The organism is Robinsoniella peoriensis, assembly GCF_000797495.1.
Classification (GTDB): Bacteria; Bacillota; Clostridia; order Lachnospirales; family Lachnospiraceae; genus Robinsoniella; species Robinsoniella peoriensis.
This window is the reverse complement of sequence record NZ_JTGN01000009.1, coordinates 76,943-96,121: the sequence shown is the minus strand read 5'-3', so window position 1 is coordinate 96,121 and position 19,179 is coordinate 76,943. Positions and strand designations below refer to the sequence as shown.

Sequence of the window (19,179 nt, the reverse complement as noted above, 5' to 3'; positions counted from 1 at the left end):
GAGAGATGAAGGAAATACAAATTTATGTAAAGAAGAGGTAGAAGGTATGAAAAGTAGATTGAAAAGAGTACTGAGCTTATTTATGGTGTCTGCGATGCTTTTGACGAGCGTATTACCGGCAAATGCAGCGTCGGATTCCGGTCATACGGAAGCTGCCCGGGATTTTCAACCGGGGAAAGAATTTTATGTGGCAGTTGACGGCGATGATTCGAATGACGGAAGTATCGAGAAGCCCTTTGCCAGCCTGGAGGCGGCAAGAGATGCCGTAAAAGTTCTAAAAGAAACAAGGGGTTTGCCGGACGGCGGAGTTGCGGTAAATGTAAAAGGCGGAACCTACAGGCGGCTGGGAGATAGTTTTCATCTGACGGAAGAAGATTCCGGAACAGAAGAAAATCCCATCGTATACAGAGCATATAATGATGAAGAGGTTAATTTCTACGGCAATCTGGTTTTGCCCGGTGAAAAATTCGAACCGGTGTCAGATTCGGAAATTCTGGCAAGATTGCCGGAGGCGGCAAGTGATCAGATAGTCGTATATGATATTACGGCGAATGAGGGTATCACAGATTTTGGTGAGATTGTAAAGAATGGTTTTGGATGGCCTTCACAGGCACCGGGTATATCCGTTTCTGTAGATGGAAAAGATCAGCGTCTTTCCAGGTATCCAAACAGCGGATTTATCAAGACGTCTAAAGCTTTGGAAAAAGGCTTCGTTCCAAGAGACCATATGCCGAATCCTGACGGAACCTGCCCGGATTGCAGCAAAAACAGTGGAAATCCATGTGAATGTAAATATCCGGAGGATGAATGGATCAATCAAAAAGGCGGCATCTTCACAGTGGAAGGATCTGTGTTTAAAAATAAGTACCCGCTGTGGTCCCTGGAAAGTGACTTGTGGGTATTTGGCTATTTCTGCTGGGATTGGGCAGATGATACGATGAAGATTAATAAGCTTGAGGAAACTGCTGCCGGAATGAAGATGTCAGCACTTCAGCCCTCCAGATACGGGGTGTTTGGCGGTAAGAATTTTTACGCTTTTAACCTGCTTTGCGAAGTAGACCAGCCGGGAGAATGGTATCTGGACAGAGAAAACGGAAAATTATACCTGTATCCTGAGAAAGCTCTTTCCGATAGCGAGGTAGCACTTTCAATGGCGCGGACACCGTTTATCAGCATGGAAAATGCGTCTTACATAAAAGTAGAAAATATGAACTTTGGATATTCCAACGGTCATGGTATTTCTTTAGTAGATTGTAATAATGTCACAATCGGTGGCTGCGGTTTTTCGGATTTAGGGCAAAAGGCAGTAGTAGTGGGAATAGAAGGCACCGATTACGAGACTATTAATACTGGTGCTCACGGTGGATTTAATAATACCATCACCAGTTGTAATATCACCAGAACCGGACAGGGAGGAATCTTTCTGGGAGGCGGCGACCGTTATACCCTAACTCCGGGCAATAACCGGGCAGTCAATAATGATATCAGTGATTTCTCGGTAATTAACAGAACCTACACACCGGCTGTTAAAATTTTCGGATGTGGAAATACGGCATCCAATAACAAGATCTATAATGCTCCCCACATGGCAATCAGCTACGATGGCAATGATCATGTGATCAGCAACAATGATATATTTAATGTGTGCTACGAGACATCCGACTGCGGAGCCATCTATTCAGTAAGAACATGGACCTACCGGGGCGTAAAGATTACCAATAATTATCTTCATGATATTTACTCCAATGGAGGCATTGGTTCTGCCGGAGTATACTGTGACGATTTATCCAGCGGTATTGAAATCACTGCCAATTTATTCAATAATATTACCGGATACGTCATGCTGTTAGGCGGCGGGCAGGATAACGTATTTACCAATAATATTGTATTGAACCAAAACAATGGAAGAGGTCTTCATTATGATAACCGGGGTGAAGGCTGGGCATATTATCATGCACAGAAACCCAATGGTAACTGTTATGCCGAACTTATGGATTTAAGAAGCGACGAGCGCTATGACAAAGCATTGTGGGATGAGAAATATCCGGATCTGGCGGTTATGGATGTGGAAACCTGTGATAGTGAGGGGAATCTTCTGAACGCCCGCAAACCGGCCAATGCAGTTGTAAAGGACAATATACTGGCAGGTGTTGCCAATCCATATGGCAATATCAGCAAAAGAGTAGATGAACTGGGAACGGTAGAACGGGAACATGCGCTGCCCGCGGGAACAGATATCGGATTTGAGAATTCTTCTTTATCCCAGTTTAAAGTGAAAGAGAATTCCATGATTAAAGAAGTCATGGGAGAAAACCACTTTGATGTAACAAAAGTGGGTCTGTATTCAGATCAGTACAGAACGGTTGTGAAAACAGAAACCGGCACACCGGTATTAACATCTCCGGAAAATAATTCGGAAAATCTCACTTTTATCGATGGTGTGAAACTGACCTGGAACAAAGCAGAAAATGCAGTAAAATATTTTTTGGAGGTATCCCGGGATGCAGAATTTAATGACGTAATCTATTCAGAGATCACAGAAAATGACTGGGCAAATGCGTCAGCCCTGGAGAGAGGCACTGCCTACTACTGGCGTGTAACTGCTGTGGGTGATGGCATGGACTGCACTTCGAAAACAAGTGAGACATATTGCTTTACCACCTCTAACGAGGATCCGGATGTACTCACCTATGATTTTGAATATGAAAATAATGAATTTACGGGATGGAACAGAGAAAAAGGAATTCCTGTGACTAGCACTGAGAAAGCACATGGCGGAGAAAAAAGTTTTAAAATAGACCAGGATATGGTTGTTATTTCAAAAGAATTTAACGAAGTCAAAAACGGGGTTGTTTCTGTTTGGTTATACGATAATATGACAAAAGCGCCGTTAACCCAGGTAGTGGCAAATGTAACTACGGATGACAAAGACCCTTCTACAAGCGACTTCATAGCAATGGGAATTGAAACACGGGCACCCGGATCACCTGATAAATACTATTACCGTATCGGAAGCCAGAACTACCGGTCAGAGGTTGTTCGTACGGAGGGATGGCATGAACTGAAGTGGGATTATTCATCGGGGGAAGACTGCAAACTCTTCATAGATGATACCCTGATTGATACTACCGATTACCGGACAGGATTTAATACCGTTGCGCTGGGAGATTATTGGTCAGGCTCAGGCGGAAATGGAACATCTAATGTCTATTTCGATGACCTGAAGATTGAATTCTCCAAAATAAAAGAAATAGTTCCGGAAACCATCTCGCTGGACCAGACGGAGTTAAGAATGAAAGTTGGCGATACGGCAGAGCTTCATGCTGAAGTAACACCAAATGACGCAGAAGTAACGTTAAACTGGCTGGCTCACGAATATGAAATTGCAAGGGTAGAGGAAGGGACAGTGACGGCATACCGCATTGGAACTACAACAGTAAGCGTATATCCTGAGGGCTACCCGGACATAAAGGCTGAGTGTAAAGTGATAGTTACCGCGGATAAAAATGCCTTGACAGAAACCCTAAAGGAAGCGGAAGCGATATTACCGGACGGCTACACAAAAGAGAGTTATCAGGCTTTGCAAGACACAATTAAGGCCGCAAAAGAAATATTACAAAACGACGGGGCAGCCCAGGAAATAGTAGATGCGAAGAATGCAGAACTGGAAAATGCCATACTAAATCTGGTGAAAGTAATTACGCCGGATAGCATTGAACTGGATCAGACAGAAGTTAACATGAAAGCCGGAGAGAGCATCACACTTGGTGCGAAGATGATGCCGGAAGGATTAGAAATATCATTGGTATGGTCTTCAGATGATCCAGCAACAGCAGAAGTTACGCAGGGAACAGTTACCGGCATCACTCAGGGGGAGACAACAGTACGGGTGTATCCGGAAGGTTATCCTGAAATACATGCAGAATGCAGTGTGAAGGTAACGCAAGACGGCGTCAGCAAAGACGGGCTGGATAAGATCATCTCGAATGCAGAAAACACAATTACAGAGGAAGATCTTGCAAATACGGCAGAAGAGACAGCAGAATTCTACCGGAACACACTTCTTATGGCAAAGGAAATTTTAGCCGATGGCAGTGCATCACAACAAGAAACAGACAGAATAGGATTTGAATTAACACAGGCTGTTATCCAGGTAAAATACGGGGAATCTGTGAGAGAATCTTTGGCTGCTCTTACAGAAGCAGGGAAAATCATGGCTGCAAAGATAGAACAGTATCCTGAGGAAACAAGGGAAAGATTCTTACTGGCAATGGAGCAGGCGAAGCAGCTGTTAGAGGATGACCAGCCTTTAGAAAGTGAATTGCAGCAGGCCTATGAAGAATTATTGGCGTCGATGAACAGCATGCTGGTGATTGATCTGGAAAGACTGAGCAAGGAACTTGAAAGGGCAGCGGAAATTTCAGGAAAACTGGATGCTTACAGAGAAGCAGGCAAGCAGGAATTTGTAAATGCACTGCGGCTTGCAGAAGAAGAAGCCGTAAATCCAAAGAGCCAGTCAGCCGTTAACAGCATTTTAAAAGAGCTTCGTATCCGTTTAGAGGCACTTCGGCTCAGGGCAGATTACAAGGCATTGGAAGATGCTGTCGGACAGGCAGATAGAATAGATCTCACCTTGTATACACAGAAAAGCGTAGATCAGATGCTGGATGCTTTAGCCTATGCCCGGGCAGTATTAGGAAATGATAATGCAGAGCAGTCAGAAGTTGATCAGGCAGCCAATGCATTAATCGCATCTGTAAAAGGTCTGGTTAAAAAAGAAGTACAGCCTGTCAAACCGGACAAACGTGCATTACTGGCAAAGATTGAGGAAGCAAAGGCAATTAAACCGGGTAATTATACAGACCAGTCTTACGGTGCGCTGACCGCAGCCATTTCCCAGGCGCAAAAGACGGCAGATGACCCGAATGCATTACAAAGTACAGTGAATGCCCAGACAGAAGCTTTGGACAAAGCCATTAGGAATCTGAAAGTGGATTCTGATAAAGCGGCAGCAGCCGGATTAAAAGCAGCGACAGTGGCGGTAAAAGCACAAAACAGCAAAACAGATAATGTGAAACTGAGCTGGAATCAAATAGCAGGAGCAGACGGATATATTATTTATCTGAAAAAAGGTAAGACATATAGAAAGCTGGAAACGGTGAAAAAGAACCGAACCTATTTTTACTACACGAAAGGAAGCCTTGGAAAGAATTACACATTTGCTGTGAAAGCATATAAGAAAACAGGAGAAAAAACTGTTTACAGTAAATGGAAAAGTAAGACAATTAAGGTGGTACCACAGGCTGTATCCATAAATGGAAAGGCTTATAAAGGAAAGAACAAGATAAGCTGGAATAAAGTTTCCGGAGTTACGGGATACCGGATCTTTAAGAAGAGCGGAGGATCATGGAAGCGGATTGCAGTTGTAAATAATAAAACTTTCAAATTCGTTGATCACAAGGTGGTAAAAGGTAAGACTTACACTTATAAAGTAAAAACTTATTGTAAAGTAAAAGGCAAGAATATCTATGGCCGTTACAGCAGCCCGATCACAATAAAGGCAAAGTAGGAAACGTATAAAGGTATAAAATTGGCGGCAGTGAGAATTATTTTCTCATTGCCGCCTGCCTGATGAAAGCTGATGCGCTGCTTAGTTAAACAGCTGCATCACATTCTGGAATTTCACCGGCCCATTTAAATGCCTTTTGTGCCAGAATAACAGCTATAATTTCATTAATTACGGCAGCAGCTGCAATTGTTCCCTGAATAATGTGGGCACAATCCGGTGCAGGACCCTCCAGTGCAGCAACGGCAATTCCGGTAAAGACCAGCGATACACCTGAATGGGGAAGCAGGGTGAATCCCAGATATCTTCGGATCACCTCAGGGGAATGAGAGAGCCGCGCTCCAAGATAGGCACCACTGTATTTGCCGAAAGCTCTGGACAAAATGTAGATAACCGTAAATATGCCGGCACCCAGAATCAGGTGGTAATCCAGCGGAGCGCCCAGATTCAGGATAACTGCTATCAGGGCGAATCCCAGAACAGGATTGAATTTTTTCATAAGTGTGGACAGCTGTTCTTCCGGAATAATATTGGAAAATGCAGCGGAAAATGCCATTCCGATTAACATAAAATTCAAAACAGGTTCCGGAAGGATATAAGTATTAAATATAAATCCGCATATGGCTGCTAATAGGATAAAGAGGCACAGTTCTATAAAACAGAGGTTTGCGGAAGATGTTTTTTTGAACAGAAAACCTGCGGGTATGCCGATTACTAATCCGATTAACACTGGAAGAACGGGGGTGAGTATAATCATATAAACTGGCATGGCAGATGCGGATATTTGAGCAGATACAATTGATATAATCGTGAAAAAGATTACAACACCAATAATATCATCAATTGCTGCAAGGGGAATCAAAGTTTTCGTTACCGGGCCATTTGTATGGAATTCCCTTACTATGGACAAGGATGGAGCAGGTGCTGTAGCAAGAGCGATGCTTCCCATAATAGCAGCAAGATAGAGCGGTATCTGGAAAATATAAAAGATCACGCCAAAAGTAAGCGTAACTACAGCAAAGGTTACCAGAGATTCGGCAACTGTAATTACAATAATCTGGTTGCCGGAACGCTTTATATTTTTCCAGATAATTTCGGTACCGATCATCAGTCCCACAGCACATTCCAGTACATGGTTGGAAGTTTGGTACCATTTCATGTCCAGTAGTGAAACATTTAATAATTGGAGGGCATGAGGTCCCAGAATCATGCCTGCGATGAGCCAGCCTAAAATTGCGGGCAGTTTGATTTTTGAGACTAATTTACCAGCTGCATATGCCAAAGCAATTGCTGCTGCCAGTCGTAAAATTGCAGGTATCATAAATTATCCTCCTTTGCGATGCCATATAAAATCATATCTACCGATTTTCGTACCTTTTCTTCGTGAACTTCAATAAAGTTGCTGTCGGTATCCCAATTGGAAAGTTCTTTAAAATATTGTTGGTGAAATGTTTCCTGAACGGCACTGAAATAGGAGCAGGCATCTTCAATCGAGATTCCATTCCGAAGGGGCAGCCCGGACAGTACAGATTCGAATAGCTGAAGATTAAGCTGGTCAAAGTCCTTCTTAAGCAGATTAATTTCCGTGCTCAAATGAGAAGGAGGCTGTATGACAGCATTGAAAAAAATGCGTATAAAAAAGGGATTTTCCGTAAAAAAACGCTGGCGTGTATCAAAATATTCCTGAAGCCGGATTTTAGACTGATTGGTACTGGTGCAATTTGTTTTCAGGTATTCCATTAGAGCCTGAAAGCATGATTTTACGCAGCACAGATACAATTCATCTTTATTTTTGAAATAGTGGTATACCAGTCCTTTTGAAATGCCGCTCTGCGCCAGCGCTGCATTTAAGGATGCTTTGTCATATCCGTTTTTGCCAAATTCAGTTATAGCCGCATGCAATATTTTTTCTCGGCTTTGTAATGTTTTCAATTCTCTTTTCAATGAATGGTTCCTCCTGATAAATAATAATTGACCGACCGGTCTATTTGTAGTATAACAGAAATAGACCGGGTGGTCAATTATTTATATGGATGAATAGAAATGAATTTCAACGAGGTATTGACAGGGATAAAGGGAGAAAAACTGTCTAATAGCAGACAGTGTAAATGAGAAGGAGGAAAAAATGTATCAGTTATTGATTGCAGATGATGAAAAAATAATCAGGGAAGGTTTAAAAAATGTAGTCGACTGGAATGATCTGGGGTTTGAGATTGCAGATATCTTTACGGATGGGCAGGAAATCATTGAATATCTGGATTATGCAATACCGGATGTTATTCTGACAGATATTAAAATGAGCCATATTTCGGGCATTGAAGTGGCAAAGTATGTATTTGACCACAAAATGCCATGTAAAGTAGTTCTGATCAGTGGCTACCAGGAATTTGAACTGGCATTGCAGGGAATTAAATACGGAGCAGAAGATTATCTGCTAAAGCCCATTGATGTTGACAATTTAATAGAAACATTCAGCAAGCTGAAGTTGGAACTGGATCAGAAACAACAACAGGAAAGGAAAGCGCAGGAAGAAAAATACCGGATGGAGGAGGCAATTCCGCTGCTGGAAGAACGCTTTTTCTCAGATCTGATATTAGGTGTGGCTGGAAGCGAGGAGTATATCAGAAGCAGGATGGCTGTCTTATATCCACAGATGGATATCAACCTGTGCCACTGCCTGCTTGCTGATATCCGGATAGAAAATTATCCGGAATTTATGAAGCATGTCTGGCAGTACAATTATGACCAGTTTGAAATAAATATCCATCATTTTCTACAGATTTATCATAAAGAAATGTCTTTCCATCTGGTATTTAAATCAGGGGAAATATTGGAAATATTCGGTGTTCTGATAAAGCAGAGTGATGAAACAGATGCACTTGAAATCTGCAAGAGAGAGCTGGATCTGCTGGTACAGGAACTAATGAGCAGCTTTCATTTTCAGGCTGTATATGAAATAAAACAGATTTATCATAATATATTTGATATCAATGGAATCCAGGAGGGGCTTTTTAGCCAGGGGTATTCCCAAGAGAGCTTAAAACAGCACCTTCAGGAGCAGAAGAAACTGATTATGTCCAATATTAGTTTGGGAAATATGGTCACCGCCCAGAAGATCTTTCACAGTATACTGGAGGAATTAAATACAGCGCCTTCTATCTTCCGCAATAATTTTGTAATAGAGATTTTATCCACAATGAACACGGTAATAAAGGAAGTAAACGTAAAATTATCCGATTCCCTGCGTACATACTTTAATTATTCCCAGGTGTTGTCTTTTAGTGGTGTGGAAGAGTTAAAAGCTTATTGTGACCGTATCTTTGACCGGATCAAACTGGCAGAGGAAAAGAAAGAGTACTATGATACAACGGCTTTAATCAGTAAAGCAAAGCGTTATATTATTGATAATATCCACAAAGATATTTCACAGGAAGAGACTGCTAATCAGCTTTTTATCTGTTCGTCTTATTTGAGCAGGCTGTTTAAGAAGCAGACCGGGGAAAATTTCACACAGTTTGTAACTAGAATGAAGATGGAAAAAGCAATCGAATTATTAAAGAATCCCCAATATAAAACCTATCAGGTAAGTGAAGCTCTGGGATATAAAACACCCAGGTATTTTTCAAGGCTTTTTCGGATGCAGACGGGAATGAATCCAAGTGAATACCGGGGGAAAGTATTAAATATAGGCGGAGGAGCAGATGAAATTTAGCAGAGTGGTAAAAAAATATGTAAAGGATTATAAGTTTAACAGCCTGTTTATTAAGAATCTGATACTGCTTTTAATGTTAATCATAGTTCCGATTTCAGGCACGGTTGTTCTGGCCTATTATTCCTATAATAATATGCAGAAAAATGAAATTCAGTCTTATAACGAAACCATCTTGAATCAGGCTGTTTCCGGTTTGGAAAGAGTGGTAAAAGAAGCCAGAACCCAGTTGATTTACATTGGATTTAATTCAAATGTAGAGCTTTACATGTATGATACGGAAGAAATCAGACAGCTGAATTATAAGGTTAAGAGTATCTCGGAACTGATCAGGCTGCCGGTAGTTTCCAAAGATTATATAGACAGCATTTATATACATTCTTTTAAAAGTGGTAAGGTGATTACCATGGAGGGGATCAGTGATTTTGAAACTTTTGTGGATAGGGAATGCCTGCTGCAGTATACGGGGCAGGCAAAAAAGGACAGGCAGTGGGTTATGCTGACTACCAGCAATGAACGGGGATATCCCCAGATGCAGCTGTCTATCTTTCAGGATATCTGTTACGGGTCACTTTGTACCGGAACAATTGTTATGAATCTCCGGCTGGATGAATTAATAAAGGAACTAAATCTGTCAGATGAGGCTCAGATCTGTGTCAGTGACGGTACAAATATATTGTTGTCCAACGATGTGCAGCAGACAGGCAAGCCAATAGAAAACATGAAAGGATTTCGGGAAAGTAAGAAGGACAGTGCCGTTATTAACCGGCAATTCTGTATTTCTTCAAAGTCTTTGGGAGAGTCTGGACTGGAGGTGATATCGTACTTTGATCTTCAGACTTATCAGGATAAATTAAGTACAATCCGCAATTTTATGCTGACATTTCTGCTGGTTATGGTTCTGATTACGTTCTGTCTTGCAACTTTAATTTCCATACGTATTTTCAGTCCCATAGAAACAATATTTTCTTCAATTAAGGAGTACAGCAATATATTGACAGGGGAGGATGATATGCTCAAAGGCAAAGATGAATTGATGTATATTATGGATTCCATTCAGAAGACCGTTCGTAAGAAAAAGGATGTGGAGGAGGAGCTTTTAGAACGGGTCAGACTGTTGAAAAAAGCACAGTCTGTGGCACTCCAGTCCCAGATTAACCCCCACTTTATTAACAATACACTGGATACGATTAATTGGATGGCAATTGGCCTTTTGGGAGGGAAAAATGAGATTTCTGAAATGACGTCAGCGCTATCGAAAATGCTGCGGATGTCATTACAAAATACGGATATCATCATCCCCTTGAAAATGGAAATAGATCATTGTAAGTGCTACCTTGAGATACAGAAAAAGCGCTATGAGGATAAATTTGAGGTGGTCTGGGAAATACCGGAGTTGCTGTACACCTGTAAGACAATACGCATTATTTTACAGCCCATTATTGAAAATGCCATCTATCACGGAATCAAGCATTTGAGTAATAAAGGAATTATCAGTGTTTCCGGAGAGATCACAGAAGGAGTGGCGCAGCTGTGTGTGAAAGACAACGGCCTTGGAATGAAGGAAGAGGAAGTTGCAGAACTCAACCAGAATATGCGAAGTGGGATGATCAGGGAAAGCGGGCATATTGGCATTACAAACGTCAACCAGCGGCTGAAGCTTTATTTTGGTGAGGAATATGGCATTGTCATTGACAGCAGGGAGGGAGTTGGAACCACAGTAAAGCTTAGATTCCCCTTAATCAATAGTTAAAAGTGTTGTCAGAAGTGGTGCACAGGTCAAATTTGTACCCCCTTTTTTCCGTTTTGTGTCATTTTAACTTCCAGGAATATTCAGTATACTTATGGAGTAAACACAACAGAAACAAAGAGAAAGGATGGGAATCAATTGATAAAAGAGAGAAGAAAAGTGAAAGGGAAGAAGAAGGGACATTTCAAAGATAATCTGCAGTTGTTAACGCTGGCTTTGCCTACCATTATATTACTGTCCATTTTTTCCTATTGGCCAATGTCCGGGGTTGTTCTTGCTTTTAAGGATTACAAAGTGCCAAAAGGGATATTTGGCAGTCCATGGGTGGGATTCAAGAATTTTGAATTCTTTTTAAAGTCCCAGGATGCGTGGAGGGTAACCAGAAACACAATCGGATTAAACCTGATGTTTATTGTAATCGGTATTATCTGCGGTGTTATATTTGCACTGATAATGTTCGAAGTTAAGAAAGCCAGACATGTAAAAATATATCAGACAGCATCGATTATTCCTAGTTTCATATCCTGGGTTGCAGTTGGATATATCGTATATGCTTTGCTGGACCCAACCAGAGGTTTAATGAATCAGATATTAGCGTTCTTTGGAAAAGAAGGGATATCCTGGTATTCAGAACCGAAGTATTGGCCGTTTATTTTACTGATAACAAAGACCTGGCAGGGTGTGGGGCTTGGAAGTATTATTTATTATGCTGCTTTAATGGGTGTGGATAATGAATTGTATGAAGCGGCGGAAATAGATGGTGCAGGAAAACTGCAAAAGACCTGGTACGTATCGCTGCCTCAGATTGTGCCGATTATTATTATCATGGGAATACTGGATGTAGGAAAAATATTCCGTGCGGATTTCGGTTTGTTCTATAATGTTACACGGGATGTGGGAGCACTTTACCCTACAACAGATGTTATTGACACTTATGTGTTCCGGGCATTAATGCAGCAGGGGAATATCGGAATGTCCAGTGCAGTGGGACTGTTCCAGTCTGTCATATGTTTTGTGACACTGATGACGACCAACTTTATAGTGAAAAAACTGTCGCCGGATAATGCATTGTTCTAAGAAAGGAGGAGTAAAAAATGGGTCAGATAAAGGATCAGAAAAAAGAAAAAACAAGTATACTGGTACATATCTTCTTTATCGTTTTTGGAATCTTATGTATCCTGCCATTTATGATTATCATTTCTGCTTCCCTTTCCGGGGAAACAGATCTGGCGGTAAACGGGTTCTCAGTGCTGCCAAGGAAAATTGACTTTACAGCTTATCAATACTTGTTTAAGAACCCGGAACTGATTATTAATTCTTATATGGTTACAATTATTATCACAATAGCAGGTACTTTTTTGGGAGTCATGTTCATGTCAATGACAGCGTATTGCCTGGCGAGGAGTAACTTCCGGTTTAAGAGAGGACTGACATTTTTCATCTTCTTCCCTACACTTTTCAGTGGGGGACTGGTACCAAGCTATATTATTAATACCCAGTATCTGCATTTGACAAACACTTTAATGGCACTGGTATTGCCAAGCCTGATCAATGTTTTCCACATAATTATGCTGCGGACCTTTTTCAAACAGCTTCCGGAAGCACTGTTTGAGGCAGCAAAAATAGACGGGGCAAGTGAATATCATATTTTCTTTAAACTGGCACTCCCATTATCCAAACCGGTAATCGCTACGGTAGCATTTTTAAGTGCACTGGCGAAATGGAATGAATGGTATAATGCAATGCTTTATATCAGAGATGACAAACTGGTGCCGCTTCAATATCTGCTGCAAAGGATGATGATGAATCTGAGGGCGCTGCTGGATGCAATGCAGAATGCGCCTGCAATGGTAAATCTTCAGGACCTGCCTGGAGAAAATCTGAGAATGGCGATGCTGGTTGTTGCCATAGGCCCCATGCTATTGATTTTTCCGTTTTTCCAGAAATACTTTACAAGAGGTATGACGGTGGGAGCTGTTAAAGGATGATGAAGCCAGAAACAAAAAAGCAAGAATCGAAAAGAAAGAATCGATAAGCAAGAATTATATAAGCAAGAATCGAAAAGAAAGAATTATATAAGCAAGAATCAGAAAAGCAAGCTCATATAAGCAATCTCATATAAGCAAGCTCATATAAGAAATAATTGTGCAAACATTTATTATATAAAACAATTGAAGGAGGATTTTATTAATGAAAAGAAGATTAGCGGCTTTAGGTATGGCGGGTGTATTGACCGCGAGTATGCTTGCAGGATGTTCCACAGGCAGCAAGGAAACAACAGAGGCAGTGAAGACAGAATCCAGTGAGAGCGGTACAAAAGAGGAATCAGAAGCTGGGACAACTGCAAAAGACAGCAGTACAGATGAAACAGTTACCGTAAAATGGTGCGTATTCGGTGACAAGGCACAGGATCATGATATGGTTATGGAAGATCTGAACAAGAAGCTGAAAGAGAAAATTAATATCCAATTGGAAATGGATGTAATTCCACAGGGTGAATTTAACGATAAAATGAAGCTTGCCAGTACAGCCGGAGAAGACTTTGATCTTGTATTTACTTCAAACTGGCTAAACAGCTTTGATGAGAATATTTCCAGAGACGCATTTATGCCTATCGATGAATTGTTTGAGCAGTATGGTCAGGGGATCAAAGATTCTATGCCGGAATGGCTGCTGGATGTTGCAAAAGTAGACGGAAAACTCTATGCGGTTCCAAACCAGCAGGTGATTGCAAGACAGCTGGGCGTTGTAATTCAGAAGGAATATGCTGACAAGTACGGATTTGATAAAACATCATTAAAAGATATCCGGGAACTGGAACCTTTTATGGATGAAATCGTCAAAAATGAGCCTGCTTTATTTGCAATCGATAAAAGGGTAGATCCTGCAATTGAAAAAGAATATGAAGGATTGGCAACGGTAGCTAATAATTCTAGTGCATATATTAGAAAGGATGACCCGGAGGCAACCTTAATCCCGGCTACCGATGTTATTGAAGAACAGATGAAACTGGATAATGAGTGGTACAAAAAAGGATATATAAGACAGGATATTGCAACCGTGACAGATAATTCTGCAGACGTAAAAGCAAACCGCTATGTGTGCTCCCTGAGTGCTTATAAACCGGGACAGGGTGCAGAATTCTCCTCCAGACAGGGAGTTGAATATATCGCAGTGCCTATTGAAGGTTCTTATGTTCAGTCAACATCCGGAATTGAAACGATGACAGCTGTAAATATCAATTCCAAGAATCCGGAAGCAGCAATGAAATTGTTAAATCTGGTATACACGGATAAGGAAATCTTTAATGAATTATTATTTGGCTTAGAAGGAACCCATTATACAAAAACAGGAGAAAACAGTGTGGAACCGGCAGAGGATTCTACCTATAATTACAGCGCATACGCATGGAAAATCGGTAACCAGTTTAATGCATGGTACTTACCGGGTCAGGAAGAAGGATTATGGGAAGAAACAGATAAACTGAATAGAGAAGCCCAGGTGTCCGTACTACGTGGATTTACTTTCAACCCGTCGAATGTACAAGCCGAATTAGCGCAGGTGTCTGCAGTGAATAAAGAGTATTTTAACGGCCAGTTTACCGCCAATGACATCGATGCATTTATTACAGAGAAGAAAGAAAAATTAGAACAGGCGGGCTTGCCGGTAATCGTAGAAGAATTGCAAAAGCAGATTGATACATGGAAAAGTAAATAGAGAACCGGACTGTATCATTCTATGCCATTTAGGATGGTACAGTTTTTCAATGGAGGAAAGTGTGAAAGAAAATCGCTTTCACACTACTGATTTGGGAATAGCACAGGCAGGCTTGCGCTATTCATGGTGTCAAGTTTGAAAGGAAAGCACTTTCAAACTACTTATTAAGGTAGTATCGCAGGCAGACCTGCGATATGCAGGAGGTATAAGTATGAGCAAAACGGAGGATCAGATCTGGGCTGCAGAGGTGCTGCAGCGAATTCAGGAAAAATATAGCGTAATAACGGACAGAAATCCCAAAGATTTTTTCCCTTATACAGTAGAGCAGGGAAGATTCCGGGAATCAAAATATGAGCATGATTATGAATGGTGGACCAATGGTTTCTATCCCGGCATACTCTGGAAACTCTATCTGATGTCCAAAAATGAAAAGTACAGGACACTGGCTGAAGATTATGAAAGTATGCTGGATATTCCGCTTAATCATTTTGAAGGTTTGCATCATGATGCGGGATTCATGTGGCTGACTTCTGCAGTGGCAGATTATCGGATTACGCAAAACAGCAGGTCCAGAAAGAGAGGACTTCATGCGGCATCGGTGCTGGCATCCAGATTCAACATACGGGGGAATTTCATCAGAGCCTGGAATGGAGAAGAGAATGGAGGGTGGGCAATCATAGACAGTATGATGAATATACCTATTCTTTATTGGGCAAGCAGGGAACTGAAGGATCCTCGTTTTTACTATATAGCCAAAAGTCATGCGGATAAGGTGATGGATCATTTTATCCGTGAGGATGGAAGTGTGCGGCATATTGTTTCATTTGACCTTCAGGATGGGAACTTCATAGAGGAAATGGGTGGACAGGGATTTCAGAAAGGTTCTGCATGGACCAGAGGACAGGCATGGGCAATCTATGGATTCCTATTAAGCTATCTGCATACGGGAGATGAAAAATACCTGAATGCGTCTAAAAAGACGGCACACTACTTTCTGGCTGCACTGTCTCTGGAAAGGGATTATGTGCCGCCCTGTGATTTCCGTGCACCTGAAAAACCGGTTTACAAAGATACCACGGCAGGAGCGATAGCAGCGTGCGGTTTGTGGGAGATCGGGAAAGCTGTACCGGAGGAAGAAAGAGGACTGTACCAGAAATGTGCAGTAAAAATACTCCGCAGTATCGAGAAAAACTATTGCAGCTGGGATATGAATAAAGATGGAATTGTAATCTGCGGAACCGAACGGTATGGGGAAGGAACAAATATTCCAATTATCTATGGAGATTATTATTTTATAGAAGCACTGATGAAAATAGCAGAAAGCGATGTGCTGTTTTGGTAAGAGAGGAGCAGAAATGGATCGTAACAATTTTAAAACCAGGGAAGATTACAGTAAGGCATTATTAACGATGGCAGATGCTTTAAAGAAATATTACTCCCCGGGAAAAGCAAGGCTTAATATCGGATATACGGCAACGCACTATGGCAGCAGCACAATTGGGTTAGAAGGCTTCTCAAGAATACTTTGGGGTTTGGTACCGCTGTGGGCAGGAGGCGGTGAAAGCAGCCTGGATGAGTTCCTCTGCCGGGGAATTATGCATGGAAGCGATAAAAAATCTGAGGAATACTGGGGAAGCTACGGAGATGGCGAACAGGCTTACGTGGAAATGGCAGTTTTTGGTCTGGCTTTGCTGCTGGCTCCCGGGAAAGTCTGGGAGCCGCTTGCTTTGGAAGATAAGAAAAACTTTCATGAGTGGCTGATGCAGATAAACCAGCACAGAATATCGGATAATAACTGGCTTTTTTTCCGGGTACTGGTTAATTGCGGCTTGAAGAATGTAAATGCAGAATATAGTCAGATACAGTTGGAACAGGATTTGAACAGGATAGATGACTTCTATCTGGGGGATGGCTGGTATTCAGACGGAGCCACAAAGCAGGTAGATTATTATATTGGATTTGCCATGCATTTCTATTCTCTAATCTATGCACAGGTACAAAAAAATGAGGATCCTGTAAGATCTGCCAAATACAGAGAGCGGGCAAGGTTATTTGCAGAAGATTATATTTACTGGTTTGGTGAGCGGGGGGAAGCCCTTCCCTATGGACGTTCTCTTACATACCGGTTTGCTCAGGCGGGATTCTGGTGTGCAATGGCTTTTGCAGACGAAGAAGTATTCTCCTGGGGTGTAATGAAAGGAATCATAAACAGGCACTTTCGATATTGGTTTGAAAAGCCGATTCTGGACTGTGAGGATAAGCTGACGCTGGGTTACTGTTACCCGAATCTGACAGTGGGGGAAGGTTATAATTCACCTAATTCACCCTACTGGGCATTTAAGAGCTTTTTAATTCTGGCACTGCCATCCAATCATCCATTTTGGGAGGCAGAAGAAGAACCTTTGCCAAAGTTAAAGGAACTTCGTGTTTTAAAGCAGCCTATGATGATGATGCAAAGAGGTAAGGATGGATATGTTACAGCGCTTACCTCCGGACAGTATGCAGAGTGGGAACCGGTTCATTGTGCTGAAAAATATAGTAAATTTGCCTATTCCAGTTATTTTGGATTTCAGACACCGCGCTCATACTGTTCCCTGGCTCAGACAGCACCTGATAATATGCTCGCCTTTTACAGAGACGGATATTATCATGTAAGGCGCAGGTGTGAAAGGGTTAAGATCAGTGAAGACAGGATTCTCTCATGGTGGAGCCCGATGAGCGGGGTAGAGGTAGAGACGGTATTGGTTCCAAATGGAGCAGGCCATTTCAGGCGCCATATCATCAGGGCAGAAGAGGACTGTATGGCTGCAGAGGGTGGATTTCCACTGCCGGTGGATGAAATAAATGAGGTCATTTGCACAGAACGTGAGGGATATGCAGAGACCCGCAGCAACCGGGGAAGAAGCCGCATAGAATTAAAACAAGGACAGGGAATGGGCAAAGTGATTTTGTGCGAAGCAAATGTAAACCTGCTCCATCCAAGAACCCTGCTTCCCTATCTCCAATATGAAATAAAAAAAGGGATCACAATCGTAGAAGTATATGTAGAAGGATCCGTAATGCAGCATGAAAGCCAATGAGACAAAAGAAAGGAAGAACGATTCAATGACAACATTATTAAAAGAAGGATTTAAAAATGCATTTGACTATGGATTCTCCCCGGATGCTGACGGCGTTGAAAATCAAAAAGCCCTGCAGTCTGCTGTAGAAGATGGCGGGACAATTCTTATAACCAGGCAGGGCACCTACCGGCTGGCAGGGACAGTCTATCTGAGCAGCTGCACCACATTGATTTTTGGAAATGGTGTTATCATACAAAAAACAGAAGACCTTGGAAAATACGCTCATGTATTTTTAAATCAGGGCGCACTGACAAGAATCTATGATACCGGAATTCAGATCCATAACCTGCATCTGGCTGTTAATGGAAATGACATCAGAAAGTTTGAGGTTGAGGGGCTTCACGGCCAATTAGCTTTTTTCTACATCCGGGATCTGCTGATTACGGGGTTTCGGTGCATGGATCTGGGGAAACTGCAGTATGGCATACAGGTCTGCACTTTTGAAGATATTACAATACAGAATATAATTATAAAAGGGGATAAAGACGGTGTGCATTTAGGCAGGGGAAGGCGCTTTACAATTCGGGATGGAATCTTCGACACCTATGACGACGCCATTGCTTTGAACGGACATGATTACGATGTGGGAAATCCGGAACTGGGATGGATTGAGGATGGTCTGATCGATAATTGCCAGGATCTGACTCATGATGGAGAGACTACGGACGGATATTTCTGCCGTATGCTGGCCGGGGGCTGGACAGATTGGTTTCCGGGGATAAAATTGCAGAAATCAGATACGGTGGCTGCCAATGGAAAGCTATATCGTGTCAAAGAAGATGCAGACGGGACAGAATATATATCCACCATCTGCCCTTCTCACGAACAGGGTATGGAAATCGAAGAAGGAATTCACTGGGTTGTTGTACAGAATGAGATAACCTATACTGCAGGCGTAAGAAATGTAATGTTTCGTAATATTTTCCTGCAGAAACCCAGAACCGGTTTTTCCATACATTTTGATAATGACAGATACAGCAGGTCTTATTATCCCGGGGCTGAGGTGCCTTACCAGGAAAAAGTATTATTTGATGGTATCCGGGTTCTTCATAAAAAGAAAATACACCTTATGGAGATCGGCACTCCGGTAGATATCGTGCATATAACAAATTCCGTAATTGGTGACAGCACCATTTGTTTTCATGGAAATCATGCGTTAGAAGACTATGGAACTACGAAAGTCAGCATCAATAACTGTATTTTCAATGTTTTTAAAGAAAATGAACTGATTGAAAATAAATTAGAGAATAAAATCATTCAGGATCAATACTTTGGTAATATAGAAATGTGAGAATAAAATGGATAGGCGGTCAGT

At 41.8% G+C, this 19,179-nt stretch carries 11 protein-coding genes; 9 read left to right on the top strand and 2 right to left on the bottom strand.

The features are described from left to right. Window positions 1-46 precede the first annotated feature (46 nt). Window positions 47-5,569: an Ig-like domain-containing protein gene (locus QR40_RS18650; RefSeq protein WP_044296354.1), complete on the top strand. Its 5,523-nt coding sequence runs from the start codon at window positions 47-49 to the stop codon at window positions 5,567-5,569. Window positions 5,570-5,654: 85 nt separating this feature from the next. Here QR40_RS18650 and QR40_RS18645 read toward each other — a convergent pair whose 3' ends face one another. Together QR40_RS18645 and QR40_RS18640 are read right to left on the bottom strand one after the other, a co-directional pair. Beyond that, window positions 5,655-6,887, bottom strand: coding sequence for a cation:proton antiporter (locus QR40_RS18645; RefSeq protein ID WP_027292990.1), 1,233 nt, complete (start codon window positions 6,885-6,887; stop codon window positions 5,655-5,657). Further along, a complete protein-coding gene (locus tag QR40_RS18640) occupies window positions 6,884-7,510 on the bottom strand; it encodes a TetR/AcrR family transcriptional regulator (protein WP_027292989.1) in 627 nt (208 codons plus the stop codon). The genes QR40_RS18645 and QR40_RS18640 overlap by 4 nt, the downstream gene beginning before the upstream one ends. 181 nt (window positions 7,511-7,691) lie before the next feature. On the opposite strand from QR40_RS18640, the gene QR40_RS18635 reads away from it, so the two are divergent. The 8 genes from QR40_RS18635 (at window position 7,692) to QR40_RS18600 (ending at window position 19,155) form a co-directional block, all read left to right on the top strand. Next, a complete protein-coding gene (locus QR40_RS18635) occupies window positions 7,692-9,278 on the top strand; it encodes a response regulator transcription factor (protein ID WP_027292988.1) in 1,587 nt (528 codons plus the stop codon). Further along, a complete protein-coding gene (locus QR40_RS18630; protein ID WP_027292987.1) occupies window positions 9,268-11,028 on the top strand; it encodes a sensor histidine kinase in 1,761 nt (586 codons plus the stop codon). The genes QR40_RS18635 and QR40_RS18630 overlap by 11 nt, the downstream gene beginning before the upstream one ends. 135 nt (window positions 11,029-11,163) lie before the next feature. Then, complete coding sequence (locus QR40_RS18625; protein WP_242858561.1) at window positions 11,164-12,102, top strand: ABC transporter permease; 939 nt, start codon at window positions 11,164-11,166, stop codon at window positions 12,100-12,102. 17 nt (window positions 12,103-12,119) lie between these two features. Further along, window positions 12,120-13,013: a carbohydrate ABC transporter permease gene (locus QR40_RS18620; protein WP_044288958.1), complete on the top strand. Its 894-nt coding sequence runs from the start codon at window positions 12,120-12,122 to the stop codon at window positions 13,011-13,013. A gap of 202 nt (window positions 13,014-13,215) precedes the next feature. Beyond that, window positions 13,216-14,742, top strand: coding sequence for an ABC transporter substrate-binding protein (locus QR40_RS18615; protein ID WP_044296353.1), 1,527 nt, complete (start codon window positions 13,216-13,218; stop codon window positions 14,740-14,742). Between the two features lie 211 nt (window positions 14,743-14,953). Beyond that, window positions 14,954-16,084, top strand: a complete 1,131-nt coding sequence (locus QR40_RS18610; protein WP_044296352.1) for a glycoside hydrolase family 88 protein — start codon at window positions 14,954-14,956, stop codon at window positions 16,082-16,084. A 13-nt stretch (window positions 16,085-16,097) separates the two neighbouring features. Continuing rightward, entirely contained in the window at window positions 16,098-17,822 is a 1,725-nt protein-coding gene (locus QR40_RS18605; RefSeq protein WP_044296438.1) for a DUF2264 domain-containing protein, read from the top strand. A 25-nt stretch (window positions 17,823-17,847) separates the two neighbouring features. After that, window positions 17,848-19,155 carry a glycoside hydrolase family protein gene (locus QR40_RS18600; RefSeq protein WP_152614245.1) on the top strand — a complete coding sequence of 436 codons (1,308 nt, stop codon included), beginning with the start codon at window positions 17,848-17,850 and terminating at the stop codon, window positions 19,153-19,155. Window positions 19,156-19,179: the final 24 nt, after the last annotated feature.

Excerpts from the sequence above, each read along its gene's own strand:
- QR40_RS18630 (WP_027292987.1), top strand. The coding sequence starts at position 9,268 with ATGAAATTTAGCAGAGTGGTAAAAAAATATGTAAAGGATTATAAGTTT.
- QR40_RS18600 (WP_152614245.1), top strand. The coding sequence starts at position 17,848 with ATGACAACATTATTAAAAGAAGGATTTAAAAATGCATTTGACTATGGA.
- QR40_RS18620 (WP_044288958.1), top strand. The coding sequence starts at position 12,120 with ATGGGTCAGATAAAGGATCAGAAAAAAGAAAAAACAAGTATACTGGTA.
- QR40_RS18605 (WP_044296438.1), top strand. The coding sequence starts at position 16,098 with ATGGATCGTAACAATTTTAAAACCAGGGAAGATTACAGTAAGGCATTA.
- QR40_RS18645 (WP_027292990.1), bottom strand. The coding sequence starts at position 6,887 with ATGATACCTGCAATTTTACGACTGGCAGCAGCAATTGCTTTGGCATAT.
- QR40_RS18635 (WP_027292988.1), top strand. The coding sequence starts at position 7,692 with ATGTATCAGTTATTGATTGCAGATGATGAAAAAATAATCAGGGAAGGT.
- QR40_RS18610 (WP_044296352.1), top strand. The coding sequence starts at position 14,954 with ATGAGCAAAACGGAGGATCAGATCTGGGCTGCAGAGGTGCTGCAGCGA.
- QR40_RS18615 (WP_044296353.1), top strand. The coding sequence starts at position 13,216 with ATGAAAAGAAGATTAGCGGCTTTAGGTATGGCGGGTGTATTGACCGCG.
- QR40_RS18650 (WP_044296354.1), top strand. The coding sequence starts at position 47 with ATGAAAAGTAGATTGAAAAGAGTACTGAGCTTATTTATGGTGTCTGCG.